Source organism: Aliidongia sp. (assembly GCF_035943795.1).
In the GTDB taxonomy this organism is placed as follows: Bacteria; Pseudomonadota; Alphaproteobacteria; order ATCC43930; family CGMCC-115725; genus Aliidongia.
Genome location: NZ_DASZBY010000143.1, coordinates 20,670 through 44,995, shown reverse-complemented (window position 1 = coordinate 44,995; position 24,326 = coordinate 20,670). Strand labels below are relative to the sequence as shown.

Here is a 24,326-nt window from a genome sequence, read left to right as displayed (position 1 = left end):
CTAAAACAGGATATCCGCCGCCAGCTTCAGGTTCAGCGCCAGGATCAGCAGCGAGACCGCCCAGGCGGCGATCGACAGACGGCGCGAATTGGCGAAGGCGCCCATCAGCCGTTTGTCGCAGGTCAGCCAGACGAGCGGGATCATGGCGAAGGGCAGTTGCAGGCTGAGCACGACCTGGCTGCCGATCAGCATGCTGCCGCTCGCGCGCTCGCCCAGCAGGCCCACCACGGCGGCGGCCGGCAGGACGGCCAGCGCGCGGGTGACGAGCCGGCGCAGCCAGGGCCGGAGGCGCAGGCGGACGAAGCCTTCCATGACGATCTGGCCGGCGAGCGTGCCGGTCAGGGTCGAGTTCTGACCGGCGAACAGCAGGGCAAGCGCGAAGGCCGTCGCGGCCAATGGGGCGCCCAACAGCGGCGAGATCAGGCCATAGGCATCCTGCAGTTCGGCCACGTCGGCATGACCGGAGGTATGGAACGTCGCCGCGGCCAGGATCAGGATCGCGGCATTGATCACGAGGGCGAAACCCAGGGCGAGGTTGGAATCGATCGTGGCGAAGCGGATCGCCTCACGCTTGCCGCGTTCGCTCTCGTCATAGCCGCGGGTCTGCACCAGCGCCGAATGCAGGTAGAGGTTATGCGGCATGACGGTCGCGCCGATGATGCCGATCGCCAGATACAGCATGCCCGGATCGCGGGCGATCTGGGCGCGCGGCACCAGCCCGCCCAGGATCGCCGCCATGTCGGGCGAGGACACGACCAGTTCGTAGACGAAACACAGCGTGATCAGCGCGATCAGGCCGATGACCAGCGCCTCGATGCCACGGAAGCCCCAGCGCTGCAGTCCCAGCACCAGCAACGTGTCGAACGCGGTCAGTAGCACGCCCCAGAACAGCGGCAGGCCGAACAGCAGTTCGAGCGCGATCGCCGTACCCAGCACCTCCGCCAGGTCGCAGGCGACGATGCCGATCTCGGCCAGGATCCACAGCACGAACGCCGTGCTTGGGCCGAACCGTTCGCGGCTCAATTGAGCGAGATCGCGACCGGTCGCGATGCCGAGACGCAGGCTGAGCGCCTGCAACAGCATCGCCATCAGGCTGGACGCGACGACGACCGACAGCAGTCCATAGCCATAGGCCGAGCCACCGGCGAGGTCGGTCGCCCAGTTGCCCGGGTCCATGTAGCCAACGGAAATGAGATAGCCCGGCCCGCCGAACGCCAGCAGCTTGCGGAACCAGCCGGCGCCGACCGGGATCTTGACCAGCCGGTCGATCGGGCCGAGCGAGGCCGAGCGCGGGGCGAGGTCCCGCGGCAAAGGCTCGGCTAGACTGACATCGCTCGGCGCCATGGATCGTCGCCCGGTTCGGGTGAAGCTCTGAGAATAGAATATAGCACATGCTATATTGTCGGCAAGATCCTCGTCTTACAAAAAACGCGTCCGCTTGTTAGGATCCAAAGCGCGAAAGGTCAGGGAACGTTCGGGTATGAGCGAGGAGACGGAACCGCCGGTCATCGGCTTGCTGGGCTGCGTGGTCGATGAGCCCGAAAGCCAGGCGCGCGCCTTCGGGCAGCAGCGCCGCCAGCGCGACAGCATGATGGCGCAGGATTATTGCGAGCTGATCGCCGACCTGATCGATGCCCAGGGCGAGGCGCGGGCGGTCGACATCTCGCGCCGGCTGGGCGTGGCGCACGCGACCGTGGTCAACACCATCGGGCGGCTGCAGCGCGACGGCTACGTGCTGCAGCAGCCCTATCGCTCGATCTTCCTGACCGAGACCGGCCGTGCCCTGGCGCTCGAATGCCGGCGTCGGCACCAGATCGTTCTGCGCTTCCTGGAAGCGCTCGGCATCGATCCGGAAACTGCCCGGGCCGATGCCGAGGGCATGGAGCACCACGTGAGCGAGCCGACGCTCGCCGCGTTCGAACGCTTCATCGCGGAGAAGAGGGGTGCATCGTTCTGACTTGATCGTCGCCGTCAGGACCGATGAGCGGAGGCCGATGCAGATCCCTCGGGCTTTTCCGCTGGGCGGACCGGCTGGGAGTTGCTATAGGCGGACCTGCCTTCCTTCCCATCCAGCCGAGGCGACATGGATCTCCTTCAGACCCTGATCATTTCCGTCATCCAGGGCATCACCGAGCTTTTCCCGATTTCCTCCGTCGCCCATGCGGTACTGACGCCGTTCGCGTTCGGCTGGGACCTGAGCCCGGAATTCCTCAAGGAACATTTCCTGCCGTTCGTCGTCATGCTGCATCTGGGCACGGCGGTGGCGCTCCTGGGCTTCTTCTGGCGCGACTGGCTCGACTTCGTGCTGAGCCTGTTCGACGGCCGCGCCGTCGCGGCACGACGCACCCTGTTCCTGCTGATCGTCGGTACCATCCCGGCCGCGATCATCGGCCTGGTATTCGAGAAACTGCTGAAGGGCATCTTCTCCAACGTCACCTCCGCCGCGTTCTTCCTGATCCTGAACGGCGTGCTGCTCTATGCCGGCGAGAAGCTGCAGAAGCGTGGCGCCAAGCGGGTCGAGGAGTTGAGCTATGTCCAGGCGCTGCTGATCGGCCTCGCCCAGTCCCTGGCGCTCATTCCAGGATTCTCGCGCTCCGGTGCCAGCATGGTCGCCGGATTCTGGGCTGGCTTGAGCCACGAGGCCTCCGCGCGCTTTTCGTTCCTGCTGGCCGCCCCGATCATCCTGGGTGCCAGCATCCTCGAACTGCCGAAGCTCGCGCACGCGCCGGCCGGCACCATGGGCAATGCCGCCATCGGCGGCGTGGTCTCGGGCATCGTTGCCTTCTTCAGCGTTTGGGCGCTGATGGTCTGGTTCCGCAAGCATGAGGTCAATGCCATGCGGCCGTTCGCGATCTATTGCTGGATCGTCGGTGCCCTGGTGCTGGCCCTCGCCCGATAGCAAGGATACCGCTCATGATCCGCAACCCGATCAACGCCCCCGACGGACCTGCGGCGGCAGGCGGCTATTCTCAGGCGGTCGCGGTCGCGGGCGCCTCTCGCCTGCTGTTCATCAGCGGACAGATCCCGGTCGGCGCGGACGGGGTGCTGCCGCGGACGTTCGCCGACCAATGCCGGATGGCCTGGACGAATATCGAAGCCCAGTTGCGGGCGGCCGACATGACCCTCGACAACCTGGTCAAGGTGACGACGTTCCTGTCCGACCGGAAATACGCGCTGGAGAATCGCGAGGTGCGGGCAGATGTGCTCGGCGCCCTGGCACCGGCGCTCACCGTCGTTATCACCGGCATCTTCGACGAGGCTTGGCTGGTCGAGATCGAGGCGATCGCCGCCGCCTGATACGCCTTTACTGTCGCGCCCGAGTCGCTATCAAGTAAAATGACGGTTCTGAGACGGTTTTATGGAGGGTCGGTGAAATGATTTTCCGGACCTCTAAATCTAGTGGACCGGTTTCGTCTTTGCTCCTATTGCGCTCGTTATGCCGGTCCATGGGCACGCCTGCCGCAGGGCCGAGAACGACGGATGGGTTCCCCGATGGTGGCATTGGCGCGCAGCAAGACCGCGGCGATCAAGAAAGCGGTCTATCGGCAGGCTCCCGGCAAAAAGCAGGCGTTGCTCGACCGGCTGTTCGCGCTGTGGTTCGCGCGCTTCGTCTATAACCAGATCTGGGAAGACCCGGTCGTCGACCTCGAGGCGCTGGACCTGCGGCCCGACAGCCGGGTCGTCACCATCGCGTCGGGCGGCTGCAACATCCTCAACTACCTGGTCGCCGATCCGGCCCAGATCACCGCGCTCGACCTCAACCCGGCCCACATCGCGCTGACCCGCCTGAAGCTCGCGGCGCTGCGCCATCTGCCCGACCATGAGGCGTTCTTCCAGTTCTTCGGCATCGCCAAGAACAAGGACAACGTCGATCTCTATCGCACCCATCTGGCCGACCGGCTCGACGAGGGCACGCGCGCGTTCTGGGAGCATCGCTCGCTGCTGGGGCGTGAGCGCATCGAGTTCTTCGCCAAGGGCCTCTATCGCAAGGCGCTGCTCGGCAAGTTCATCGGTTTCCTGCACGGCTTCGCCCGCATCGCCGACCGCCATCCCGAGCGCATCCTCGATGCCCGCACCTTGGGCGAGCAGCGCGAGATCTACGATCGTGAGATCGGTCCGCTGTTCGAGTTGAAGTTGGTGCGCCTCTTGGCCCGCCAGCCGATCGTGCTCTACAGCCTGGGCATCCCGGCCAACCAGTTCGACGCGATGCGCCAGGATTCGAGCGGCGACCTGGCGGAGCTGATCCGCCACCGCATCCGCCGGCTTGCCTGCGATTTCGACCTGTCGGAAAACTACTTCGCCTGGCAGGCGTTCGGCCGGCACTATGACGTGAAGGACCGGCGTGCCACGCCGCCCTATCTCAAGGCGGAACACTACGCGACGATCCGCGACCGGCTGGACCGGGTCGAGACCCGGCTGCAATCCATGACCGACTACCTGGGCGCCCAGGATGCCGAGAGCAAGGATCGCTACGTCCTGCTCGACAGCGTCGATTGGATGGATGCGACCATGCTGGCCGATCTCTGGGCGCAGATCCGCCGCACGGCGCGGCCGGGCGCGCGGGTGATCTTCCGCACCGCCGGATCCCACTCGCCCTTCGCCGAAAAGCTCGATCCGGCCCGGTTCGCCGCCCTGTTCTCGGGCTGGCACTATCACGAGGCGGAATCGAAGCAGTGGCTGGCCCAGGACCGTTCGGCGATCTATGGCGGGTTCCACCTCTATTCCCGTGTCGCCTGACATGACGGACCTGGCGGCGGCGGGCTTGGGCGACACGGTGGCGGAAGCCGCACGGCGCATGGATGCGATGTATCGCCATCAACGGCACATCTACGACCTGACCCGGAAATTCTACCTGATCGGCCGAGACCGATTGCTGGCGTCGCTGCCGATCAAGCCGGGTGCGGCGGTGCTGGAAATGGGCTGCGGCACCGGCCGCAACCTGGTCAAGCTCGGCCATCTGGCGCCGGACGCGCGGCTTCATGGCGTCGACGTCGCCGGCGTCATGATCGACACGGCGGCGCGCGCGCTCGATCGGGCAGGGCTCGCCAAGCGCGTGCGTCTGGCCCAGGCCGGAGGCCAGGGTTTCGACCCCGAAACGACATTTGGTCTCGCCCGGTTCGACGTAATCTATTTCAGTTATGTCTTGTCGATGATTCCGGATTGGCGCCCCGTAGTCGATCGCGCGCTGGCCCAGTTGGCGCCGGGCGGCATTCTGGCGGTGGTCGATTTCGGCGATCAGCTGCAAGCGCCGAAATGGCGCCGCCGCCTGCTGCTCGGCTGGCTGCGCCTGTTCGACGTCCATCCGCGCCCCGAGATCGAGCGTGACCTGCGCACGCTCGCCGCCGGCCAGCACGGGCTGGCGCTCGACCAGGACCTGTTCGACGGCTACGCCTATCTGCTGATGATCCGCAAGGCGTAGGGCCGGTCGGTCAACTCCGCGTGATGACGGTGGCTCGGGCTGGACGGGGACCCGTTTGGCGCGTAGGCCAATCTGCCGACCGGCAGATCCCGCGGAGCAACCCGTCATGTCCAGCAATGCCTCGCGTCTCGGTTCCCTGATCCTGGCCGCAGCCATGGCCGGACTTTGGCCGACGGCGGCCTCGGCGCAGCTCCGGACCCAGAAAGTGCTGTCCTACGAGGCGGCGAAGCTGATCGCCTCGACGGCGGTCGAGGCCTGCCTGACCAAGGGCTTTCATGTCTCGGCGGTCGTGGTCGATCGCGACGGCGAGACGGTGGCCTTGCTGCGCGGCGACGGGGCGGGGCCGCACACGGTCGAGAACGCCCGGCGCAAGGCCTACACGGCCAATTCGTTCAAGACCGACACGACGTCTTATGCCAAGCGCTTCGCCGACAACGAGCCGCTGGTGCGCCAGCAGGTGACATTGCCCAGCGTCATCGCGATCGCCGGCGGCCTGCCGATCAAGTCCGGCGAGGAGGTCGTGGGTGGTGCCGGCGTGTCCGGCTCGCCCAACAACAACGACGAACCCTGCGTCCAGGCCGGCCTCGACAAGGCGAAGGATCTGCTGCAATAGCGCCCACTGGTCCGGTCGCCCCGCGCAGAGCGGTGCTACTGGACCGGGCCGCGATAGACCAGAGTCCGCGGCGGTTCCCCTGGTCAACCGCCCGGACGTTGCATGCCCCCTGTCAGCGAGCTTCCATCCCTCCGCCTTGGTCGCGGAGAAGCCGTCGACGCGGTTCCGGCCGGCCGGTCGAAACGGGCGGTCGTCTCGTCGCTCGGCATCGGCCAGATCCTGGCCTGGAGTTCGTCCTATTATCTGACCGCGGTGCTGCCCTTGCCGGTGGCCGAGGATACCGGCTGGGCACCGACCTGGACCGTGGGCGCGCTGTCGATCGGCCTGCTGATCTCCGGCCTGGTGTCGCCGATCGTCGGACGGCTGATCGAGCGCCATGGCGGCCGGCCGGTGCTGGCCGTCAGCGCCGTGCTGATCGCCGCCGGCCTCGCCGTGCTGGCGGCGGCACCCAATCTCCAGACCTTCATCGCCGGATGGATCGTGATCGGCCTCGGCATGGGGGCAGGGCTCTACGACGCGGTGTTCTCCGCCCTGGGCCGGCTCTACGGCGACGGCGCCCGCAGCGCCATCTCGCAGGTCACCCTGTTCGGCGGCTTCGCCAGCTCGGTCAGCTGGCCGGCCGGCACCTATCTGGTCGCGCACGTCGGCTGGCGGCAGACCTGCCTGGTCTTCGCGGCCGTCGACCTGGTGCTTCTGCTGCCGCTATATCTCGTCGGCCTGCCGCGCGAGACGCGTGCCGTCTGCATTTCCGAACCCTCGGCCAGTGCCGTGCCGATCCCGATTCCGGCGCGGTCTCGCCTGAAATTCTACTTGCTCGCCACCTCCCTGACGCTGGCATCGGTCGCGATGGCGATCATCTCGGTGCATCTGCTGACCTTGCTGCGGTTGTTCGGGGTGGGTGCCGTGGTCGCCGTCACGCTCGGCACGCTGCTGGGGCCGTTGCAGGTCGGGGGCCGCGCGCTCGAAATGTCGATCGGCCGCAACCTGCACCCGGTGTTCAGCATGATCGCGAGCACGGTGCTGGTCGCGATCGGCCTCGCCCTGCTGTTCGGGGACACGACGCTGATCGCGATCGGCATCGTCATCCTGGGCGTGGGCAGCGGCATCCGCTCGATCGTGCGCGGCACCCTGCCGCTCGCCCTGTTCGGCCGCGAGGGCTACGCCACCCTGATGGGCAAGCTGGCCGTGCCGACCCTGCTGGCCCAGGCTGCGGCACCCTCCGCCGGCGCGTGGCTGCTCGAGCATTTCAGTCCCGCCGCAAGCCTGGTCGCCCTGTTGGGCATCGCGCTGCTGAATGTCGTCAGCGCGCTGCTGCTGCTGCCGTTCCGCCATCCGGCGTGACGGGTCTACCCCATGGAATGACAGATGCCGGACAGCTATTCGATACGACCGATCGCGCGCCAGGACTACGACCAGTGGCTGCCGCTGTGGCTCGGGTACAACGCCTTCTACGGACGGGCCGGGGCCACCGCCTTGCCGGCAGAGATCGTGGCGACGACGTGGGCGCGCTTCTTCGATGCCTACGAGCCGGTGCATGCGCTGGTCGCCGACGTGGATGGGCAATTGCTCGGGCTGACGCACTACCTGTTTCATCGCAGCACGATCACGACCGAGCCGAGCTGCTACCTGCAGGACCTGTTCACCAGCGAACCGGCGCGGGGTCGCGGCGTCGGACGGGCGCTGATCGAGGGCGTCTATGCCCAGGCCGCGGCGGCAGGGGCCGGCCGCGTCTATTGGCAGACGCACGAGACCAACCACACCGCGATGAAACTCTACGACCAGGTGGCCGACAAGTCGGGTTTCCTGGTCTATCGGAAAATGTTCGAGCGCCTGCCGTCAGTAGAAGCGCGCCGCGATCATGCAGACGACGGTCACCGCCAGCAGTCCGGAGGCGATCCGCTGGGCGCCGGCGATGCGGCCGCGCGATGACGCCTCGTCGGCGCCGGTCTTGAGCATCCGGACTGCACGCCCGACGATGGCGCCCTGCACGCCGGCGGCGATGACCGCGCACAGCGCGCCGGCCGCCAGGATCTGTTCCCCCGTTCCGAACACCCCGTGATGCAATTGGCCCCATAGGTAGCCGCCGGACAGGACCGCAACCACCGCCGCACCCATCTGCGGCCGGAACAGCCGTTCGCCGCCGAGGCCATCGGTGCGGGCGAGGGTGAAGCTCGATCCGGCCCAGAACATGGCTGCGAGAACATGGAGCGATAGCGCTATGATGAGCATGAAGGGCATGAGGAAACTCCCAGGATAATAAATTGGATATACATATCGTCTATCTAAATTACCAGGACAATCATGGCGACGCGTTCCTATGACAGCCCGAAGCGGACCGCCGCCGCTGCGGAGAAGCGAGCCCGCGTCGTCGAGGCGGCCGGCCGGTTGCTGAGCGAGCCGGCGGATGTCACCGCCTTCTCGCTTGACGCCGTCGCCAAGGCGGCCGGCGTGACGCGGCTCACGGTATACAACCAGTTCGGCTCGCGTCGGGGGTTGCTCGAAGTGGTGTTCGACGAGCGGGCGCGCCAGCAGGGATTGGGCCGGCTCGCCGACGCGTTGGCACTGGCCGACCCGCAGGCGGCGCTCGACCGGGTGATCGAGATCTTCTGCGATTTCTGGGGCGACGATCCGGCAATCGGCCGGCTCCATGGCGCCATCGCGCTCGACGCCGAGTTCGCCCAGGCCGTCGCCGCGCGCTACGAACGGCGGCGCCAGCTGATGGGCACGCTGGTCGAACGGATCGTACCGGGTGCTGCGCGCGAGGCCGGCGACCTGTTGTTCGCCCTGACCAGCTACGCGATGTACGAGCTATTGCTGCCCGGCCGATCGAAGCCGGCGGTCTGCGCCCTGGTGAAGATGGCGTGCGCCGCGGTGCTGGCGCGTTTCCCGCGGGCCTAAACCTAGCCCTTCCGCCCGATCCCCGGATTGATCGCCAGTGCCTCGCCCGCCGCGCCGCCGGCGTCGTAGGCCTCGGGCGAGATGAACCGACGGCTGGAGCGCACCGTGCGGAGCTTCAGGTCGAGCTTCGCCAGCTCCGCCTCCACGACCGAGTTCTTGACCAGAACCAGGTCGCGCCCGGTGCTGCGGTTGGCGTCGTCACGCGCGCATTTCAGGGTATGCAGCTTGTCGGCGATCGAGGCCACCATGCCGAGCGCGAAGGAGCTGTTGGCCAGATGCCGTTCCTTGTGCGGGAAGCGCTGATAGTCCCGCGAGTTCTTGAAATTGCCGAGCTCGGTACGCACCGCGCTGTCGATCAGGTCGGTCAGGTAGTGGGCGACGGTCACGTCGGCACGCAGGCCGAAGAATACATAGCGGAACGCGCCGGCGCCGTTCTTCTCACGCCAGATCTTGCAGTCGCAGAATTCGGCGACCGCGCTCACGCAGCCGTCGAGCGGGATGCGCTTCTTGCGGCCGGTCTCGAACGCCAGTTGCTGGCACGGCTCGGCCCGCAGCTCGACGTCGCTCAGCGACAGGTCGTGGCGGTCGAGCAGTTCCGCGACCTTGGCGGCGGCAGACAGCGCCTCTTCCTCGGTGCAGCCATTGTCGATGGTCTTGGCGCGCAGCGCCTGGATGCGAGCGGTCAGTTTGTCGAGATCGGCGGTGGTCATGGGAGCGACCATAGGGAAGGATGAGACGCATCGCCACGGCCGATCGCGCTTGAAGAGGCGGCGGCGGGCCGGGCAGAGTAGGGCACCTTCGTTCCTCTCGTCCGCTGGAGCCCCGATGACCGACGTTCTGATCACCGAATTTCTCGACGAGGAGTCGGTCGCGGCACTCCAGGCCGACTATGCCGTGCATTACGATCCCGGCCTGTGCGAGCGGCCGGACGAGATCGCCGCCCTGGCGCCGGGTGTGCCGGCGCTGATCGTGCGCAACCGGACCCAGGTGCGCGGGGCTGTGCTGGCCGCGTTCGACCGGCTGAAGGTGATCGGCCGCCTGGGTGTCGGGCTCGACAACATCGACGTGGCCGTGGCCGAGGCGATGGGCATCGAGGTCTGTCCGGCGGTCGGCGCCAATGCCGCGTCGGTCGCGGAATATGTCGTAGCTGCCTGCCTCATCACCTTGCGCAACATCTGGCAGTCGGCCGATGCCGTGCTGGCCGGCCAATGGCCGCGTAACCAGCTGATGTTCAACGAGGTCCAGGGCAAGCGCCTGGGCCTGATCGGTTTCGGTTCGATCGGGCGCGAGGTGGCACGCCGCGCCCTGGCCCTCGGCATGGAGGTGGTCGCGACCGACCGGCCCGGTACCGATCCCGCCAGCTTCGCGGGCACCGGGGTTACCCTGGTCGACGGCACGACCCTGCTGGCGACCAGCGACGTGGTCAGCATCCACGCCCCGTCGATGCCTGAAACCTATCGCCTGATCGATGCGGGCGCGCTTGCCGCCATGAAGCCCGGCGCAGTGCTGATCAACAGCGCGCGGGGCGGCATGGTTGACGAGGCGGCGCTGGTCGCGGCGCTCACCTCTGGCCGGCTCGCCGCGGCGGTACTCGACGTGTTCGAGGACGAACCGCTCAAGGCCGGCTCCAACCTGGTCGGCGTCCCGAACCTGTGGCTGACGCCCCACGTCTCCGGCGTCACGGTCGAGTCGAACGCGCGGGTCTCGACCGTGACGCTGGCGAATGTCAGGCGGGTATTGAAAGCACTCTAATCACTCGTCCTCCTCGCGCCACGACGACGCCCAGCACCAGAGCCGGGGCGAGCGGTCCCAGCGGGAGGTGGAACAGGTACGACACCGGCATGGCGACGCCGCAGAGCAGCCAGACCGCCGCGAGGATCGTCATTTCCCAGGGCCGGGTCCCCGTGCGCCGGATCTCGACGGCGAGCCAGGCGATGGCGATGGCGAGGGGCATCAGGTCGTAGAACAGCACGACCGGTGCGGCGAGCGGCATGGCGGCGGCAAGGGCGGCGAAGCGGAGTGTTGGCGGCCTGTCGTGTGCCCAGAGCCAACCCACGGCAATGGCGGCGGCGAGCGCGGCGATGGCCTGCGCCGCGTAAGCCGTGCCGAGCGAGGCGCCCAGCACCCGCGCCGCGGCAAAGCTGGTGACCGGGCCGGTGAACGGGATGCGACCGAATTCGAAGATGTGCCGGATTTCATCGGTATGCGACCCATAGAGCGTCCAGATCCCAGGCCCGTAGACCAGCGTCGTGAGCGCGGCCAGCAGCGCCAAGGTCAGCACGAAGCCACCGAGCGCCGGCCATCGGCGGCCGGACAGCAATGCCACCGGCACCAGCAGCAGGAAATGCGGCTTGTAGGCGATCAATGCCAGCAGGGCGCCGGCCGTGAGCGGGCGCCGGTCCATCAGCAGGGTGGCGAAGCCCAGCAGGCCAGCGGTCAGCAGCGCGTTCTGGCCCAGGCCGACGGTCCAGAACAGGCAGGGGAATGTCGCGAACAGCAGCCAGGGTCCGCCCGCCGGCAGGATGCGCCGGATCGCCGCCAGGCACAGCGCGGCCGTGCCGGCGACCCAGAGCGCGAATGACACCAGGTACGGCAGCAGCGCGAACATTTGGCACAGCAGCAGAAAAACCGGCGGGTAGAAGAAGTAATAGTAGGGTAGCCGCGGATCGCCGAAGATCTCGCGCACGGCCGACTGGTGCAGGTCCTGGTCATAGACCAGCGGCGCCATGCCGCGATTGGCCAGGTCGCCGGCGGCGTAGAAGCTGATGAAATCGGTCGATCCCGGCGGGTTCATCGGGCCAAACACGCCATAGGTGGCAAGCGCGATCACCAGAAGAACGAGCGATTCCAACAGGAAGAGAGCGATGCCCAGGCGTCGGATCCGCGATGCCGTCGCCCAGGCGCCGGTGCGGAGTGCGGCGAGGCTCATGGTGAAACGCCACTCGGCCGCCAGGCGGGCCGGGCAGGAAAACCACACATGCCAGTCGTTTTTCTACGGGGGGTTTCCCGGGAGGCCGGCGATTTGTTAGCGTGTTCGTTCATGTCTTCTGGGTGCGGTGGAGTGTCGATCATGTCGTTGGACGCATTGACCAGAACGGTCAAGGAAAAGGCCACTCAGAACGTGTCGCTCGGCCATACCGTGCTGTTCGACCTGGGCACCGACGGGGTGATCTTCTGGGATGGGACGCAGAACCCGGCGGTCATCTCGAACGAGCGGGCCGAGGCTGAGACGACGCTCAAGCTGTCGGCCGTGTCGCTGCAGAAGATGCTCGACGGCGGCATGAACGCGACGCTCGCCTACATGACCGGCTCGCTCAAGATCAGCGGCTCGATGGGCGTGGCGCTCAAGATCAATTCCATGATGGAAGACTGACCGGAGCCGGCGTCAATGGATGGAGCCGCGCGGATGGGGCTGCTCCTGCCGGGTCATGATCGGCGTCGCCTGGTGATGGACCAGCCGCCATAACCCATTCTCCAGCACGAACAGGTTGCTCGCGGCCAGACTGCCGCCGTCCAGCTCCTCCTCGCAGGTCACCACCGCCAGCCCGTCGTAGATCGTCGCGTCCTCTTCGTAGCACAGGATCTGCGGCGGTTTCGGCCCGGTCAGGATGGCGCGCCAGCTCTGCAGCACCAGGGCGCGGCCATGGACCACGGGCCAGCCGGGGTGGATGCAGCTGACCGGCACGTCGCGCGCCCACAGCCGATCCATGGCCGACAGGTCGCGCGCGCCGATCGCGCGATAGAATTCCAGGTTCTGGCTGAGCGCCGTGTCGGAGTTGGTCATCGGTACTCTCCCGGGAAGCCTCCGGACTCTTCTAGCAGATCGTGCGAGGGTTGGAGAGGTCTCGGTCCCTGCGGGCCTCTTTGATCCGTCGGGCCGTCGCGCCGATCCGGAATGAGACCGGCCGTTTCGCTCAAAACCGCCGCGGGCCTTGTGCAGTGCGCTCCCGCAATTGGCGAAGCGGATCCCGGTATCGATCGCTCTTGCAGTCGCCCCGATACTGGCCGAGCCTGAGACATGCCCCACAGCACCGACCCCAACGACTATCAGCGCGCGCCGGTCAAGGTCGTCGCCATGGCCAAGGATTTTCCGCCGGGTCATTCGATCGGCGAGCATGCGCACGAGCGGGCACAGCTGGTCTATGCGGTCTCGGGCGTGATGCGGGTGACCACGCGCGACGGCACCTGGGTCGTGCCGACCCACCGGGCGGTCTGGGTGCCCTCTGGCGAGCCGCACGAGATCCGCATGTCCGGCCCGGTCGCCATGCGCACGCTCTATATCGCCAAAGACGCGTCGGCGAGCTTGCCGACCCGCTGCGGCGTGATCGAGGTGGCGCCGCTGCTGCGCGAGTTGATCCTGGCGGCGACCGATTACGCGCCCGATAGCCTGGACCCGACGGGACGCGCGGCGCTGATCGCGGCCCTGGTGCTGGTCGAGCTGCGTTCCGTGCCGGTCGTGCCGCTGCACGCGCCGCTGCCGCGCGACCCGCGGCTGCTCGCGATCTGCCGGGCGCTGATCGACGACCCGGCGCGCGACGAGGTGCTGGAAGTATGGGCGGGCTCGGTCGGCGCGTCGGCCCGCACGCTCGCCCGTCTGTTCCGCGCCGAGACCGGCATGAGTTTCGGCACCTGGCGCCAGCAGGTTCGCCTGATCGAGGCGCTGGCGCGCCTGGCCGAGGGCCAGTCGGTAACCCTGGTCGCCCAGGACCTGGGCTACGACAGCCCCAGCGCCTTCACCGCTATGTTCCGCCGCACGCTCGGGTCGACGCCCAGTCGCTATTTCGGCCCGACCAGGGTTTGACCCGGACGGGTATCGCTGCCGTCAAGGCGCGTCGGCAGGGTGCTGATCCGACGAAACATTCCTTGACGCGAGTCATCGGTTTGGCGCTAAATCTAGACAGTCACGGTGCTTCGGATCGCAAGATCTGGGGTTGAGGGAAGCCGGTGCGTCGCTGGGCGACAAGGCCGGCGCTGCCCCCGCAACTGTAAGCGGTGAGCGGTTGTCGATACGCGTCACTGGCGCCAGCGGGTGCCGGGAAGGCCAGACAGTCGCAGCGACCCGCGAGCCAGGAAACCTGCCGTGGCTGAAGAATACGTCCGCGGGCGGGGTGTCCCGGCGGTCGCATGCTCCCCGTCCCGGCATCCGTCGGGCCGCTCAGGGCAAGGCGTCCGATTCGAACCCCGTTCGTTTCAAGCATGGGGAACCCGATGTCAGCGCTTGCTTTCGATTTCGACCGCGACGGAAATCTCGTTGAACTTGCCGGATCGCAGCAGCCTGAACCGAAGCGCCCGCAACCGGCCGAGCCGGCACCGGTCCCGGCCGAGCCGGTGCGCCACGCGCCGATGGGCGGCCCCTTGTTCCAGCAGCCGAAGCCCGCCGACCTCACGCTCGACCGGGCCCGCGACGACCTGCTGACCGCGTTCGGCAAGGCGACCCTGCGTGATCGCTACCTGCTGCCGGGCGAGAGCTACCAGGACATGTTCGCCCGCGTCGCCTGTGCCTTCGCCGACAACGTGCGCCACGCCCAGCGGCTGTACGACGCGATCTCGCGCCTGTGGTTCATGCCGGCGACGCCGATCCTGTCGAACGGCGGCACGACGCGCGGCCTGCCGATTTCCTGCTTCCTCAATTCCGTTCCCGATTCGCTCGACGGCATCGTCAATACCTGGAACGAGAACGTCGCATTGGCCTCGAACGGCGGTGGCATCGGCACCTATTGGGGCCAGGTCCGCTCCATCGGCGAAGCGGTCAAGGGCGCGGGCGAGACGTCGGGCATCATCCCGTTCATCCATGTCATGGACGGGCTGACGCTCGCCATCAGCCAGGGCTCGCTGCGCCGCGGCTCGGCCGCGGTCTATCTCGACATCCATCACCCGGAGATCGAGGAATTCCTGGAGATCCGCAAGGCGTCCGGCGATTTCAACCGCAAGGGCCTCAACCTGCACCACGGGATCAACGTCACCGACGAGTTCATGGATGCGGTGCGCGACGGCAAGTCGTTCGCCCTGCGCAGCCCGAAGTCGGGCGAGACCATGCGCGAGGTCGATGCCCGTCAGCTGTGGCAGCGCGTGCTCGAGACCCGGCTGCAGACCGGCGAGCCGTACCTGCTGTTCATCGATTCGGTCAATCGCGCCCTGCCGAAGCACCAGCGCGAACTGGGCCTCAAGGTCACGACCTCGAACCTGTGCAGCGAGATCACGCTCGCGACCGGCATGGATCATCGCGATGAGGAACGCACGGCCGTTTGCTGCCTGGCCTCGATGAACGTCGAGACCTGGGACGAGTGGGCCGAGGAGCCGGGCCTGATCGAGGACGTGATGCGCTTCCTCGACAATGTGCTGACCCATTTCATCACCGTCGCCCCCGATAGCATGGCGCACGCCCGCTATTCGGCGATGCGCGAACGGTCGGTCGGCCTTGGCGTCATGGGCTTCCATTCCCTGCTGCAGCAGCGCGGCATTCCGTTCGAAAGTGCGCTCGCCAAGTCGTGGAACCTGCGCATCTTCAAGAAGATCCGGCGCGAGGCCGATGCGGCCTCGGTCGAGCTGGCGGCTGAACGCGGCGCCTGTCCGGATGCCGCCGAGCGCGGCATGCAGGCGCGGTTCAGCCATAAGCTGGCAATCGCGCCGACCGCGTCGATCAGCATCATCTGCGGCGGCACCAGCGCCTGCATCGAGCCGATCCCGGCCAACGTCTACAACCACAAGACGCTCAGCGGCGCCTTCGTCGTGCGCAACCCGTACCTGACCAAGCTCTTGGCCGACAAGGGCGCCGACACGCCGGAGACCTGGCAGTCGATCGTCGAGCAGGAAGGCTCGGTCCAGCATCTGGAATTCCTCAGCGACGATGAGAAATCGATCTTCCGCACCGCGTTCGAGATCGACCCGCGCTGGATCATCGAGTTCGCCGCCGACCGCGCGCCATTCATCTGCCAGAGCCAGTCGGTCAACCTCTACCTGCCGGCCGACATCGATAAATGGGACCTGCACATGCTGCATTGGTCGGCCTGGAAGCGTGGCGTGAAGAGCCTGTATTATTGCCGCTCCAAGTCGTTGAGCCGCGCCGGTTTCGCCGGTGCCCAGGACAAGGCCGAGCGCATCGAGGCGCCGGTCGAACGACGCGACTACGAGGAGTGCCTGGCATGTCAATGAGCAGCCTGATCCAGCTCGACCCGCGCACGCTCATCGGCACCGGCAAGGTCGGCCTCCTGACCGCGACCGGCACCTACGACGTCAACCGCTATCCCTGGGCCTATGAATTCTGGAAGCGCCAGCAGCAGACCCATTGGATGGGTGAGGAAGTGCCGCTCGGGTCCGACATCCGCGACTGGGCCTCGGACCGGGTGACCGGGGCCGAGCGTAACCTGCTGACCCAGATCTTCCGCTTCTTCACCCAGTCGGACGTCGAGGTCGGCGACAATTACCTGAAGCGCTACATCCCGATCTTCCAGCCGCTGGAAGTGCAGATGATGATGGCCGCCTTCACCAACATGGAGACGGTGCATATCGACGCCTATGCGCTGCTGTTGAAGACGCTCGGCATGCCGCAGGCGGAGTTCGAGGCCTTCCGCGACTATGACGAGATGAAGGCCAAGGCCGACTACATGCACACGTTCGGCGTGGGCACGGTCGGCGACGTGGCGCGCACGCTGGCCATGTTCGGCGCCTTCACCGAAGGCATGTCGCTGTTCGCCAGCTTCGCGATGCTGCTGAACTTCCCGCGCCACAACAAGATGAACGGCATGGGCCAGATCGTCAGCTGGTCGGTGCGTGACGAGAGCCTGCATTGCGAAGGCATCATCCGCCTGTTCCACGAATGGCACCGCGAGACGGGGGCGGTGACGGCCGCCGTGCGCGACGACATCATCGACGTCGCCAAGACCATGGTCGGGCTGGAAGAACGCTTCGTCGAGCTGGCGTTCAGCCTGGGCCATATCGACGGCATGACGCCGGAGGACATCAAGGCCTATGTCCGCTACATCGCGGACTGGCGTCTGACCCAGCTCAAGCTGCGTCCGGTGTTCGGCTATTTCGCGGTCGAGGAAAGCGGCTACCGCCAGATCCAGCCGCATCCGCTGCCGTGGCTGGTCGAGATCCTGAACGGGGTCGAGCACGCCAATTTCTTCGAGCAACGCGCAACCGAATATTCCAAGGGCGCCAGCAAGGGCAGCTGGGACGGCGCGGACGGCGTCTGGTCGATGTTCGATCGGGCGCGCCAGTCGGCATGAGCGCGGTCCGGCACGTCCTGCATGTCTGCACGACCTGCCGGCCGCCGGGCACGGACCCGGCCGCACCGCGCGACGGCGCCAAGCTGTTCGCGGCGGTCGAGACGCTCTATCGCCGCTGGGACGGCCGGGCCGATGTGGCGCTGCATCCGGTCGAATGCATGAGCGGCTGCGACCGGGCATGTACCGTGGCGCTGTCCGCGCCGGGCAAGCCCAGCTACCTGTTCGGCGACAAACAGCCGACTATGGAGACCGCGGCGGCGGCGCTCGACCTCGCCGCCCAATATGCCGCGAGCGAAACCGGCGACCTGCCGCGCAGCGAGCGGCCGGAGCCGTTCAGGCGGGGGATCCTGGCGAAGATCCCGACGAATCCAACGCGATAATTCGCGGGTTCAGGTGGCTTTTTTCAATGCGCCCGGGCTGGCCGGAATTGGAACCGCCGGCCGGCGCTGCGCTCGGTCAGCCAGCCGAAGCCCAGCCCGATGCCGCCCCACAGCACGATATGAATGGCGAGCGAGGCTTCGCGGAAGCGCCAGAGGACGATGGCGGGGAAATCCTCTGGCACCTCGCTGATGTCCGGCAGCAACGACTGCACCAGGGCGATGACGAGAACGAAGGCGGCCGCCGCCGCCAGGCTGGCGTTCCAGCCGCCCAAGCGAGCCTTGAGGCGCAGGCCCAGATTGATCGCGGCGACCATGCTGGCGATCGAGATCGAGATCATGATGAAGAACAAGGCGGTGCGATGGCCGATCGTCTCGGGATCGCCGACCGACGGCGGATTTGCCGGGTACTTGATCTGCGGCACGAGAATGATCGCGAGGAAGCCCGCCAGCGACAGCAGCGCCGACAGGCCGCGCGGACCGATCCGGCCGACCCGGCCTGAGGCGAAGGCGAAAACCAGGGCGAACAACCCGCCGATCGCGGTGCCATAGACCAGCACGCCGGTCAGCAGGCCGACCGTGCTCTGCACTTCGCGGCTGACGATCTCCGGATCGGGCGCCTCGCCCTTGGCCGCATCCAACTGGGCTTCGAAGGCGATGGCCCGGTCGACCTGAGGCTCGCCGATGAATTTGGCGCAGCCGAACGCCAGCAGGCCGGCGACGAGCCCGACGAGCAGTCCCCGCAGGATGAGCGATCCAACCATGAGATCAGGCTTTCCTTGTTGCCCATCTTCCTCGCGGAAGGCGGCAGGACACCGTTATATTTTCCGTCATCCCCGGACTCGACCCGGGGATCCACGCGGTTCCGCCTGAATGTCGCCGGGAGCAGGAGATCGTTGCTTCCCCGCGTGGATGGCCGGATCAGGTCCGGCCCAGAGGATTGTGGGGGTTGCCTCAGTGGCAGGGAAAGCCCAGCAGGTGGCGGCCGTCATGGACGAATTCGTGCACGTACATGCCCTTGATCAGCGACGTGGCGCCCTGTTCCGAGCCCACGAAATAGATCGCCAGCAGCATCAGCAACCCGCCCAGGATCGCCCAAGGCAGCAGTTCGCGGACGGGAATGACGGGGATCGAGACCGGTTCGACGGTGATATGGGCCATGGTGCCTCCGGGGATGACGCGTCCCGTTCGAATGAGAAGGGCGAAGGAAGGTCTGACTTTCGGCGGGCTGCCGATCACAGTGGCGCGACCGTGCCGGGCTTGCACCGGCTTCCTCACTTCGGAATTTCCGATCCCGATGGTAGAGGGTGACGGACGAGAGTGTCAATCAACTGGTCGGCCGGGTAATGCCTCAGTTGACATCGAATGGCAGCCAAGCCGAAGGCGACGATCAGCACCGCCACGATCACAACGGCCACCAGCCCTGCGCGCCGTCCCTCGCGAAGTCCCGCATGGGCCTCCGGCGAAGACGGCCAAATCCCGTGGCTTACGCGTTGACCATGGCCGATGGTGATTTCCCAGTCTGAATTTCCGGAACCAGCCTTGCGATCGTCCGTCCCTTCAGTCTTCGCCGACCGAGCGAATGACCCGGGCCGGATTTCCTGCGACAAGGGTGTTGGCGGGAACGTCCTTGGTGACTACCGCGCCCGCCGCGACGACCGAATTCTCGCCTACTGTTACGCCACCGATGATGGTCGCGCCGGCCGCGATCCATACGCCTTTCTCGATCACGATGGGCTTTCCGATTGTGGCGGCACGTCGCTGCGAGGGTTCAAGAGGATGGCCCGAGGTGATGATGCTCACGTTCGGCCCGATCATCACATCGTCCGCGATGTCGAGGCCGCCAAGGTCATAGAAAGTGCAGTTCTGATTGATGAAGACATTATGTCCGACGCGGATTTCGTCTCCACCAGCAGTATAAAACGGGGGGATCAGCAGAAAGCTCTCGTCGACCATTTTACCGACAAGTTCACTGAATAAGGCCCGAATTTCGTCCGCATCGTTGAACGTCAAACGGTTGAGTGTGGCGGTGATCGCCATCGCTCGCTTGACGTTTGCCAGCATGGCTGCTGATTCCGGCGTCCTCCTGTAAATGATCTTGGGGCGATCATCATTCGGCATTCGCTATTTCCTCAGGTTGCGGTTGACAGTCTGTTCTGGCGCACGAAGCCACGCCGAGGGTTCGCTGAGTGTAGCGCCAAGCGGAAGCGCCAGAATCCACCCCATCCCGGAAATTCAAATTGGAATACCGCCGTCGGCGAAAGGACCGGTCTGACATGTCTATGAGATTGACCCTGCTGTGCCATGCGGCCCTGGCGCGTGGGGGCGAGATTGCGTTTCCGGCCGACGAGCCGATCGATCCGGTCGGGCTTACGTCGCTTCCCGTGCCAGGCCGTCTCGACCGGCTGCTGAGCGCGCCCGAACTCAGGGCGCGGCAGACGGCCGAGGCCGTGGGACCCGCGATCGTCGAGCCGGCCCTGCGCGACTGCGACTACGGCACCTGGCGGGGCCGCAGCCTCGGGGACATTGGTGCCGCCGATCCCGAGGGCGCGGCGGCGTGGATCGCCGATCCGGCCGTGGCTCCCCATGGCGGCGAATCGATCCTCGACTTGCTGCGACGGGTCGGCGCCTGGCTCGACGCCGGTCCGGAGACCGGCCACACGGTCGGGGTCACCCACCCCGCCGTGATCCGCGCCGCCGTCGTCCATGCCCTGGGCGCCCCGCCGTCGGCGTTCTGGCGGATCGACGTCGAGCCCCTGTCGATCGCCGACCTGCGCCACAACGCCGGCCGCTGGACGCTGCGCGCGCTCGGTCGGCCCTGAAAGTTACGTCCGTTTCGACCAGGCCGGCACCGGGAAGGTGGGTTTTTCCTGGGCCGCCGATGCGGGCAGGATCACGACCGGTTTCTGGCCGCGGTTCTGGATCGCGGCCGAACCCACGCCATTGTTCTGGCCCTTGGCGTCGAAGCTGATCGGATCGCCCACCATCATGTGCTTTTCGATGTGAGTGGTCCGCAGTGCCGCCAGCAAAGCCGCCGGATCGGCCGAGCCCGCGCGCTTGAACGCATCGGCCGCGACCAGGATCGCCTCGAAGGTGAAACCCACGTTGAAGGCGTAGCCTTCGAACCGGTCGTTCGGGAATTGCGCTTTGAACGCAGCCTCGACCTGGTGCGCCATCTCGCTCTTGGGATCGTACCAGGGCACCATGGTGATGGCGTAGTCGGCGTATTTGCCCAGCGTCTTGTAGAACTGCTCGTCATACATGCCCGGGCTGCCCGGGCTGATCAGGCCCATCGGCTCCCAGCGCTGCTTGACCATCTCGCGCACCATCATGATCGCGTCCTTGGAGCGCGTGGTCACGAGCGCCACGTCAGCGCCGGTCGCCTTGGCCTTCGACACTTCGACCGCCAGGTCCTGGGCGTTGGGGTCGTACGAGATGCTCTCGACCAGTTTGAACGGCATGTCGAGCCCGGGCAGGATCGCGTCGATCGCCGCCTTGTTGGCCTGGCCGAACGTGTCGTTGGCATAGAGGAACACGGCGGTCTTGGGCGTGGTACCGCTCGCCTGGAACAGGTCCTTCATCAATGCCAGGCCGTTCTTCACGAGCGCGCCCGAGGTCGGGAAGTTGCGGAACACGGTCTTGTAGCCCTGCTCGGTGATCGGCGGGGCGGATGCCACATTGATGACCAGCGGCACGCCATGCTGCTCGCACACCTGCAGGGCCGCGATGGTCTGGCCGCTGTCGAACGCGCCGACGATCACGTTGGCGCCGTCCTGGATCAGCTTCTCGGTCCGCGCGCGGGCGACGTCGACGCTCGATTCCGTGTCGGCGCTCAGGATCTCGATCTGGACGCCCATGTCGGCCAGCAGCTTGGGCGCGATGTCGGCGCCGCGCTGGCAGGCCTGGCCGGCCTGGGCCAGCAGGCCCGAGCGCGGCAGCAGCACGCCGACCTTGAGCTTGGCCGCCTCGGCCCGGACGATCGCAGGCGCCGCGAGCTTCATCGTGCCGAGCGCACCCAGGGCCGCCACGCCGCCGTTGAACAGGCGGCGCGAAATCATCTTGTCGGTCATTGCTTCACATCCTTGGCGGCCTGGTCGACGAAAGTCTCGTCGTAGGTCTTGGAAAGATCGATCGTCGCGGCCTTGACCTTGTCGTCGAACACCTGCAGCACCTTCAGGGTATTGGCGGTCGCTGCTGGATCGAACCGGCCGTCGGGCGAATAGATCGCCATCGATTTCTTGATCGCAGTCACATAGAGCGCCTTGTTATCGCCCTGGTAGTTCGGCGGCATCAGGGCGGCGATCTCTTCCGGCGAATGGACCTGCATCCAGTGCAGCCCGCGCACGAAGGCATCGACCAGCGCCTGGGTCGTCTTGGGATTGGCCTTGATGAACTCGGGCTTCATGTAGAGCACGGCCGCCGGCGAGGCCCCGCCATATACCGTGTTCGAGCCGGCGGCGGTCCGGCTGTCGGCGACGATCTGCACGTCGCCGGCGGTCTCCAGCTCGCTCATGACCGGGTCGGTGTTCGAGATCGCGTCGAGCTGGCCATGGCGCATCGCGGCCACCGCCGAGGCACCGCCGCCGACGCCGATGAAGCTCGCGTCCTCGGGCTTCAAGCCGGCCTTGATCATCAGGTAGCTGACCATGAAATTGGTCGAGGAGCCCGGCGCGGTCACGCCGATCTTCATGCCCTTCAGATCCTTGAACGACTTGTATTCGGCGACCCGGGACTTTGCGATGCCGAGGGCGATGCCCGGATAGCGGCCGAGGTCGACGACGGCGACCAGCGGCTTGCCCTGGGCCTGCATCTGGATGGTGTGCTCGTAGGAGCCGGTCGTGATGTCGACGCTGCCGCCGATCTGCGCCTGCAGGCTCTGGGAGCCGCCGGCGAAGTCCGAGATCTCGACGTTGAGGCCGGCATCCTTGAAGTAGCCCAGCCGCTCGACGACGGTCAGCGGCAGGTAATACAGCAGCGCCTTGCCGCCGACCGACAGCTTCAGGTCCGGCTTTTCCACGTCGGCCGCCCGGGCGGCGCCGCCCGCGATCAGCGCCAGCAGCCCCAGGGCCACGCCCGTCTTGATGTTCATCGCTTTCCTCCCCAGAAAAGTCTCTTGGTTCATGCCGCGTCCGGTCGTCCGCCCGCATCGGGGCGCCAGACCAGGAACCGGTTTTCGACGAAGCTGACCCCGGCATCGACCAGGATCACGAAGATGGTCAGGATCAGCATGCCGGAAAACACGCCGACCGTGTCGAACACGCCCTCGGCCTGGTGGATGCGATAGCCCAGGCCCGCGGCGGATCCCAGGTATTCGCCGACCACCGCGCCGACGAGCGCGAAACCGACCGCGGTATGCAGGCTTGAGAATACCCAGGATAGGGCCGAGGGCAGGTAGACAGCGCGTAGCAGCTGCCGGCGCGAGGCGCCCAGCATGCGGGCGTTGGCGAGCACGACGGGGCTCACCTCCTTGATGCCCTGGTAGACGTTGAAGAACACGATGAAGAACACCAGACTGACACCCAGCGCCACCTTGGACCAGATGCCGAGCCCGAGCCATAGCGCGAAGATCGGCGCGAGCACGACGCGGGGCAGGGCGTTCGCCGCCTTGATGTAGGGATCGAACACGAGCGAGGCGAGCGGGGCCAACCCCAGCCAGAAACCCACGGCGATGCCGCCGATCGTGCCGATCGCAAAGGCGAGCAGCGTTTCGATCGTGGTGATCCACAGGTGCCGGTAGATGTCGACCGTACCGAGGTCGGTCCAGGTCCGCGCGATCACGTCGATCGGCGTCGCGAAGAAGAACGGGTCGAGGAACCCCAGCCTGCCGCCCAGGTGCCAGAAGCCCAGCACGGCGATCAGCACCGCGGCGCGCAGGCCGAACAACGGCGCGCGGCCGATCGTGCCCGATCCTTTCCAGGCGGCGTCAGCCACGGCGGGCCTGCTCGTAGGACTTCATCACTTCGGCCTTGAGGTCGTTCCAGATGCGCCGGTGCAGATCCAGGAAGTCGGGGGTCAGGCGGATCTCGGACACGTCGCGTGGCCGGGGCAGGTCGATCGGGTATTCGCCGATGATGCGCGAGGCGGGTCCGGCGGACAGCAGCAGCACCCGGTCGCTCATCGAGATCGCTTCTTCCAGGTCGTGGGTGATGAACAGCACCGAACTGCGCCTGGCGGCCCACAGGTCCAGCAGTTCGTTCTCCATCATCTGCCGGGTCTGGACGTCGAGTGCCGAGAACGGCTCGTCCATCAGCACGATGTCCGGGTCGAGGATCAGGGTCTGCGCCAGCGCCACGCGCTTGCGCATGCCGCCGGACATCTGGTGCGGGTAGTAGCCGCCGAAACCCTTGAGGCCGGTCCGGACCAGCCAATCCTCGCCCTTGGCTCGCGCCTCGGCCGGGTCGGTGCCGCGAAAACACAGGCCGGCCGTCACGTTGTCGAGGGCGGAAGACCAAGGAAACAGGGCATCCGACTGGAACAGGTAGCCGGCGCGGCGGTTCGGACCGTCGATCGGGGCGCCGAATGCGGTGACCTTGCCCTCGCTCGGCCGCAGCAGGCCGGCAGCCAGATTGAGCAGGGTCGACTTGCCGCAGCCTGTCGGGCCCACGACGGAGACGAACTCGCCCTCGCCGACGGTCAGCCCGATGCCATCGAGCGCCACATAGCTCTCGCCCTTGCGCTGCCGGTTCGCGAAGCGGCAGGTGACGCGCTCGAACGCCAGGGCGGCCGGCACGGTCGCAGCGACCGTCCGCACCTCAGCCAGGGGCACGCCGCTCATGCCGATCCAGTCCGGC

28 protein-coding genes and 1 riboswitch are annotated in these 24,326 nt (G+C 66.7%); of the genes, 16 read left to right on the top strand and 12 right to left on the bottom strand.

Annotated features, from left to right (window positions below; all coding sequences use genetic code 11):
• Complete coding sequence (locus VGV37_RS27725) at positions 1–1,344, bottom strand: Nramp family divalent metal transporter (protein WP_326883054.1); 1,344 nt, start codon at positions 1,342–1,344, stop codon at positions 1–3.
• 136 nt (positions 1,345–1,480) lie between these two features.
• Here VGV37_RS27725 and mntR point away from each other — a divergent pair, with 136 nt between their 5' ends.
• The 8 genes from mntR to VGV37_RS27685 all read left to right on the top strand — a co-directional run bounded on the left by mntR (position 1,481) and on the right by VGV37_RS27685 (position 7,961).
• Positions 1,481–1,957: a manganese-binding transcriptional regulator MntR gene (mntR, locus tag VGV37_RS27720; protein WP_326883053.1), complete on the top strand. Its 477-nt coding sequence runs from the start codon at positions 1,481–1,483 to the stop codon at positions 1,955–1,957.
• Between the two features lie 126 nt (positions 1,958–2,083).
• Positions 2,084–2,899 carry an undecaprenyl-diphosphate phosphatase gene (locus tag VGV37_RS27715; protein ID WP_326883052.1) on the top strand — a complete coding sequence of 272 codons (816 nt, stop codon included), beginning with the start codon at positions 2,084–2,086 and terminating at the stop codon, positions 2,897–2,899.
• Positions 2,900–2,913: 14 nt separating this feature from the next.
• Entirely contained in the window at positions 2,914–3,297 is a 384-nt protein-coding gene (locus tag VGV37_RS27710; protein WP_326883051.1) for a RidA family protein, read from the top strand.
• Positions 3,298–3,480: 183 nt separating this feature from the next.
• The gene (locus VGV37_RS27705; protein ID WP_326883050.1) at positions 3,481–4,737 is read left to right on the top strand and encodes a BtaA family protein; all 1,257 of its coding nucleotides are present in this window, start codon (positions 3,481–3,483) and stop codon (positions 4,735–4,737) included.
• Position 4,738: 1 nt separating this feature from the next.
• Positions 4,739–5,419 carry a class I SAM-dependent methyltransferase gene (locus tag VGV37_RS27700; RefSeq protein ID WP_326883049.1) on the top strand — a complete coding sequence of 227 codons (681 nt, stop codon included), beginning with the start codon at positions 4,739–4,741 and terminating at the stop codon, positions 5,417–5,419.
• A gap of 106 nt (positions 5,420–5,525) precedes the next feature.
• A complete protein-coding gene (locus tag VGV37_RS27695; protein ID WP_326883048.1) occupies positions 5,526–6,032 on the top strand; it encodes a heme-binding protein in 507 nt (168 codons plus the stop codon).
• Positions 6,033–6,134: 102 nt separating this feature from the next.
• A complete protein-coding gene (locus tag VGV37_RS27690; RefSeq protein WP_326883047.1) occupies positions 6,135–7,373 on the top strand; it encodes an MFS transporter in 1,239 nt (412 codons plus the stop codon).
• 24 nt (positions 7,374–7,397) lie between these two features.
• Positions 7,398–7,961 carry a GNAT family N-acetyltransferase gene (locus tag VGV37_RS27685; RefSeq protein ID WP_326883046.1) on the top strand — a complete coding sequence of 188 codons (564 nt, stop codon included), beginning with the start codon at positions 7,398–7,400 and terminating at the stop codon, positions 7,959–7,961.
• On the opposite strand, the gene VGV37_RS27680 is transcribed toward VGV37_RS27685, so the two are convergent.
• On the bottom strand, positions 7,869–8,270 hold the full coding sequence (locus tag VGV37_RS27680; RefSeq protein ID WP_326883045.1) for a hypothetical protein: 402 nt from the start codon (positions 8,268–8,270) through the stop codon (positions 7,869–7,871). The genes VGV37_RS27685 and VGV37_RS27680 overlap by 93 nt on opposite strands.
• A gap of 63 nt (positions 8,271–8,333) precedes the next feature.
• Here VGV37_RS27680 and VGV37_RS27675 point away from each other — a divergent pair, with 63 nt between their 5' ends.
• On the top strand, positions 8,334–8,930 hold the full coding sequence (locus VGV37_RS27675) for a TetR/AcrR family transcriptional regulator (RefSeq protein ID WP_326883044.1): 597 nt from the start codon (positions 8,334–8,336) through the stop codon (positions 8,928–8,930).
• 2 nt (positions 8,931–8,932) lie between these two features.
• Here the strand turns inward: VGV37_RS27675 and VGV37_RS27670 are convergent, their stop codons facing one another.
• Entirely contained in the window at positions 8,933–9,640 is a 708-nt protein-coding gene (locus VGV37_RS27670; RefSeq protein ID WP_326883043.1) for a DUF7168 domain-containing protein, read from the bottom strand.
• Between the two features lie 115 nt (positions 9,641–9,755).
• Here VGV37_RS27670 and VGV37_RS27665 point away from each other — a divergent pair, with 115 nt between their 5' ends.
• Complete coding sequence (locus tag VGV37_RS27665) at positions 9,756–10,682, top strand: hydroxyacid dehydrogenase (RefSeq protein WP_326883042.1); 927 nt, start codon at positions 9,756–9,758, stop codon at positions 10,680–10,682.
• Here the strand turns inward: VGV37_RS27665 and VGV37_RS27660 are convergent.
• Positions 10,657–11,907, bottom strand: a complete 1,251-nt coding sequence (locus VGV37_RS27660) for a glycosyltransferase family 87 protein (protein WP_326883041.1) — start codon at positions 11,905–11,907, stop codon at positions 10,657–10,659. The two genes, VGV37_RS27665 and VGV37_RS27660, sit on opposite strands and share 26 nt — an antisense overlap.
• Positions 11,908–12,000: 93 nt before the next feature.
• Here VGV37_RS27660 and VGV37_RS27655 point away from each other — a divergent pair, with 93 nt between their 5' ends.
• The gene (locus tag VGV37_RS27655) at positions 12,001–12,303 is read left to right on the top strand and encodes an SCP2 sterol-binding domain-containing protein (RefSeq protein ID WP_326883040.1); all 303 of its coding nucleotides are present in this window, start codon (positions 12,001–12,003) and stop codon (positions 12,301–12,303) included.
• A 12-nt stretch (positions 12,304–12,315) separates the two neighbouring features.
• Here the strand turns inward: VGV37_RS27655 and VGV37_RS27650 are convergent, their stop codons facing one another.
• Positions 12,316–12,714, bottom strand: coding sequence for a nuclear transport factor 2 family protein (locus VGV37_RS27650; protein ID WP_326883039.1), 399 nt, complete (start codon positions 12,712–12,714; stop codon positions 12,316–12,318).
• Positions 12,715–12,948: 234 nt separating this feature from the next.
• On the opposite strand from VGV37_RS27650, the gene VGV37_RS27645 reads away from it, so the two are divergent.
• The 4 genes from VGV37_RS27645 to VGV37_RS27630 all read left to right on the top strand — a co-directional run bounded on the left by VGV37_RS27645 (position 12,949) and on the right by VGV37_RS27630 (position 17,538).
• Positions 12,949–13,731 carry a helix-turn-helix transcriptional regulator gene (locus VGV37_RS27645; protein ID WP_326883038.1) on the top strand — a complete coding sequence of 261 codons (783 nt, stop codon included), beginning with the start codon at positions 12,949–12,951 and terminating at the stop codon, positions 13,729–13,731.
• A gap of 86 nt (positions 13,732–13,817) precedes the next feature.
• A riboswitch (cobalamin riboswitch) is annotated at positions 13,818–14,027 on the top strand.
• Between the two features lie 246 nt (positions 14,028–14,273).
• Positions 14,274–16,082 (top strand): ribonucleoside-diphosphate reductase subunit alpha, encoded by a 1,809-nt coding sequence (locus VGV37_RS27640; protein WP_326883066.1) that lies wholly within the window; start codon positions 14,274–14,276, stop codon positions 16,080–16,082.
• The gene (locus tag VGV37_RS27635) at positions 16,079–17,158 is read left to right on the top strand and encodes a ribonucleotide-diphosphate reductase subunit beta (protein ID WP_414638120.1); all 1,080 of its coding nucleotides are present in this window, start codon (positions 16,079–16,081) and stop codon (positions 17,156–17,158) included. The genes VGV37_RS27640 and VGV37_RS27635 overlap by 4 nt, the downstream gene beginning before the upstream one ends.
• Complete coding sequence (locus tag VGV37_RS27630) at positions 17,155–17,538, top strand: DUF1636 domain-containing protein (RefSeq protein WP_326883036.1); 384 nt, start codon at positions 17,155–17,157, stop codon at positions 17,536–17,538. The genes VGV37_RS27635 and VGV37_RS27630 overlap by 4 nt, the downstream gene beginning before the upstream one ends.
• A 23-nt stretch (positions 17,539–17,561) precedes the next feature.
• Here VGV37_RS27630 and VGV37_RS27625 read toward each other — a convergent pair whose 3' ends face one another.
• From VGV37_RS27625 to VGV37_RS27615, 3 genes are all read right to left on the bottom strand, one after another.
• Positions 17,562–18,299, bottom strand: a complete 738-nt coding sequence (locus VGV37_RS27625; RefSeq protein ID WP_326883035.1) for a CbtA family protein — start codon at positions 18,297–18,299, stop codon at positions 17,562–17,564.
• Between the two features lie 190 nt (positions 18,300–18,489).
• Positions 18,490–18,696: a CbtB domain-containing protein gene (locus VGV37_RS27620; protein ID WP_326883034.1), complete on the bottom strand. Its 207-nt coding sequence runs from the start codon at positions 18,694–18,696 to the stop codon at positions 18,490–18,492.
• Positions 18,697–19,095: 399 nt separating this feature from the next.
• Entirely contained in the window at positions 19,096–19,656 is a 561-nt protein-coding gene (locus VGV37_RS27615) for a sugar O-acetyltransferase (RefSeq protein WP_326883033.1), read from the bottom strand.
• Positions 19,657–19,811: 155 nt separating this feature from the next.
• Between VGV37_RS27615 and VGV37_RS27610 the strand changes: the two genes are divergently transcribed.
• The gene (locus VGV37_RS27610; protein WP_326883032.1) at positions 19,812–20,357 is read left to right on the top strand and encodes a histidine phosphatase family protein; all 546 of its coding nucleotides are present in this window, start codon (positions 19,812–19,814) and stop codon (positions 20,355–20,357) included.
• 3 nt (positions 20,358–20,360) lie between these two features.
• On the opposite strand, the gene VGV37_RS27605 is transcribed toward VGV37_RS27610, so the two are convergent.
• Genes VGV37_RS27605 through VGV37_RS27590 form a run of 4 tightly spaced genes read right to left on the bottom strand, consistent with a single transcriptional unit; the run spans position 20,361 to position 24,310 of the window.
• Entirely contained in the window at positions 20,361–21,605 is a 1,245-nt protein-coding gene (locus tag VGV37_RS27605) for an ABC transporter substrate-binding protein (RefSeq protein ID WP_326883031.1), read from the bottom strand.
• A complete protein-coding gene (locus VGV37_RS27600) occupies positions 21,602–22,624 on the bottom strand; it encodes an ABC transporter substrate-binding protein (RefSeq protein WP_326883030.1) in 1,023 nt (340 codons plus the stop codon). The genes VGV37_RS27605 and VGV37_RS27600 overlap by 4 nt, the downstream gene beginning before the upstream one ends.
• 29 nt (positions 22,625–22,653) lie before the next feature.
• The gene (locus tag VGV37_RS27595) at positions 22,654–23,466 is read right to left on the bottom strand and encodes an ABC transporter permease (protein ID WP_326883029.1); all 813 of its coding nucleotides are present in this window, start codon (positions 23,464–23,466) and stop codon (positions 22,654–22,656) included.
• The gene (locus VGV37_RS27590) at positions 23,459–24,310 is read right to left on the bottom strand and encodes an ABC transporter ATP-binding protein (protein ID WP_326883028.1); all 852 of its coding nucleotides are present in this window, start codon (positions 24,308–24,310) and stop codon (positions 23,459–23,461) included. The genes VGV37_RS27595 and VGV37_RS27590 overlap by 8 nt, the downstream gene beginning before the upstream one ends.
• Positions 24,311–24,326 lie beyond the last annotated feature (16 nt).

Coding starts and splice junctions, on each gene's coding strand:
- VGV37_RS27725 (WP_326883054.1), bottom strand. CDS start 1,344: ATGGCGCCGAGCGATGTCAGTCTAGCCGAGCCTTTGCCGCGGGACCTC.
- mntR (WP_326883053.1), top strand. CDS start 1,481: ATGAGCGAGGAGACGGAACCGCCGGTCATCGGCTTGCTGGGCTGCGTG.
- VGV37_RS27715 (WP_326883052.1), top strand. CDS start 2,084: ATGGATCTCCTTCAGACCCTGATCATTTCCGTCATCCAGGGCATCACC.
- VGV37_RS27710 (WP_326883051.1), top strand. CDS start 2,914: ATGATCCGCAACCCGATCAACGCCCCCGACGGACCTGCGGCGGCAGGC.
- VGV37_RS27705 (WP_326883050.1), top strand. CDS start 3,481: ATGGGTTCCCCGATGGTGGCATTGGCGCGCAGCAAGACCGCGGCGATC.
- VGV37_RS27700 (WP_326883049.1), top strand. CDS start 4,739: ATGACGGACCTGGCGGCGGCGGGCTTGGGCGACACGGTGGCGGAAGCC.
- VGV37_RS27695 (WP_326883048.1), top strand. CDS start 5,526: ATGTCCAGCAATGCCTCGCGTCTCGGTTCCCTGATCCTGGCCGCAGCC.
- VGV37_RS27690 (WP_326883047.1), top strand. CDS start 6,135: ATGCCCCCTGTCAGCGAGCTTCCATCCCTCCGCCTTGGTCGCGGAGAA.
- VGV37_RS27685 (WP_326883046.1), top strand. CDS start 7,398: ATGCCGGACAGCTATTCGATACGACCGATCGCGCGCCAGGACTACGAC.
- VGV37_RS27680 (WP_326883045.1), bottom strand. CDS start 8,270: ATGCCCTTCATGCTCATCATAGCGCTATCGCTCCATGTTCTCGCAGCC.
- VGV37_RS27675 (WP_326883044.1), top strand. CDS start 8,334: ATGGCGACGCGTTCCTATGACAGCCCGAAGCGGACCGCCGCCGCTGCG.
- VGV37_RS27670 (WP_326883043.1), bottom strand. CDS start 9,640: ATGACCACCGCCGATCTCGACAAACTGACCGCTCGCATCCAGGCGCTG.
- VGV37_RS27665 (WP_326883042.1), top strand. CDS start 9,756: ATGACCGACGTTCTGATCACCGAATTTCTCGACGAGGAGTCGGTCGCG.
- VGV37_RS27655 (WP_326883040.1), top strand. CDS start 12,001: ATGTCGTTGGACGCATTGACCAGAACGGTCAAGGAAAAGGCCACTCAG.
- VGV37_RS27650 (WP_326883039.1), bottom strand. CDS start 12,714: ATGACCAACTCCGACACGGCGCTCAGCCAGAACCTGGAATTCTATCGC.
- VGV37_RS27645 (WP_326883038.1), top strand. CDS start 12,949: ATGCCCCACAGCACCGACCCCAACGACTATCAGCGCGCGCCGGTCAAG.
- VGV37_RS27640 (WP_326883066.1), top strand. CDS start 14,274: ATGGGCGGCCCCTTGTTCCAGCAGCCGAAGCCCGCCGACCTCACGCTC.
- VGV37_RS27635 (WP_414638120.1), top strand. CDS start 16,079: ATGAGCAGCCTGATCCAGCTCGACCCGCGCACGCTCATCGGCACCGGC.
- VGV37_RS27630 (WP_326883036.1), top strand. CDS start 17,155: ATGAGCGCGGTCCGGCACGTCCTGCATGTCTGCACGACCTGCCGGCCG.
- VGV37_RS27625 (WP_326883035.1), bottom strand. CDS start 18,299: ATGGTTGGATCGCTCATCCTGCGGGGACTGCTCGTCGGGCTCGTCGCC.
- VGV37_RS27620 (WP_326883034.1), bottom strand. CDS start 18,696: ATGGCCCATATCACCGTCGAACCGGTCTCGATCCCCGTCATTCCCGTC.
- VGV37_RS27615 (WP_326883033.1), bottom strand. CDS start 19,656: ATGCCGAATGATGATCGCCCCAAGATCATTTACAGGAGGACGCCGGAA.
- VGV37_RS27610 (WP_326883032.1), top strand. CDS start 19,812: ATGTCTATGAGATTGACCCTGCTGTGCCATGCGGCCCTGGCGCGTGGG.
- VGV37_RS27605 (WP_326883031.1), bottom strand. CDS start 21,605: ATGACCGACAAGATGATTTCGCGCCGCCTGTTCAACGGCGGCGTGGCG.
- VGV37_RS27600 (WP_326883030.1), bottom strand. CDS start 22,624: ATGAACATCAAGACGGGCGTGGCCCTGGGGCTGCTGGCGCTGATCGCG.
- VGV37_RS27590 (WP_326883028.1), bottom strand. CDS start 24,310: ATGAGCGGCGTGCCCCTGGCTGAGGTGCGGACGGTCGCTGCGACCGTG.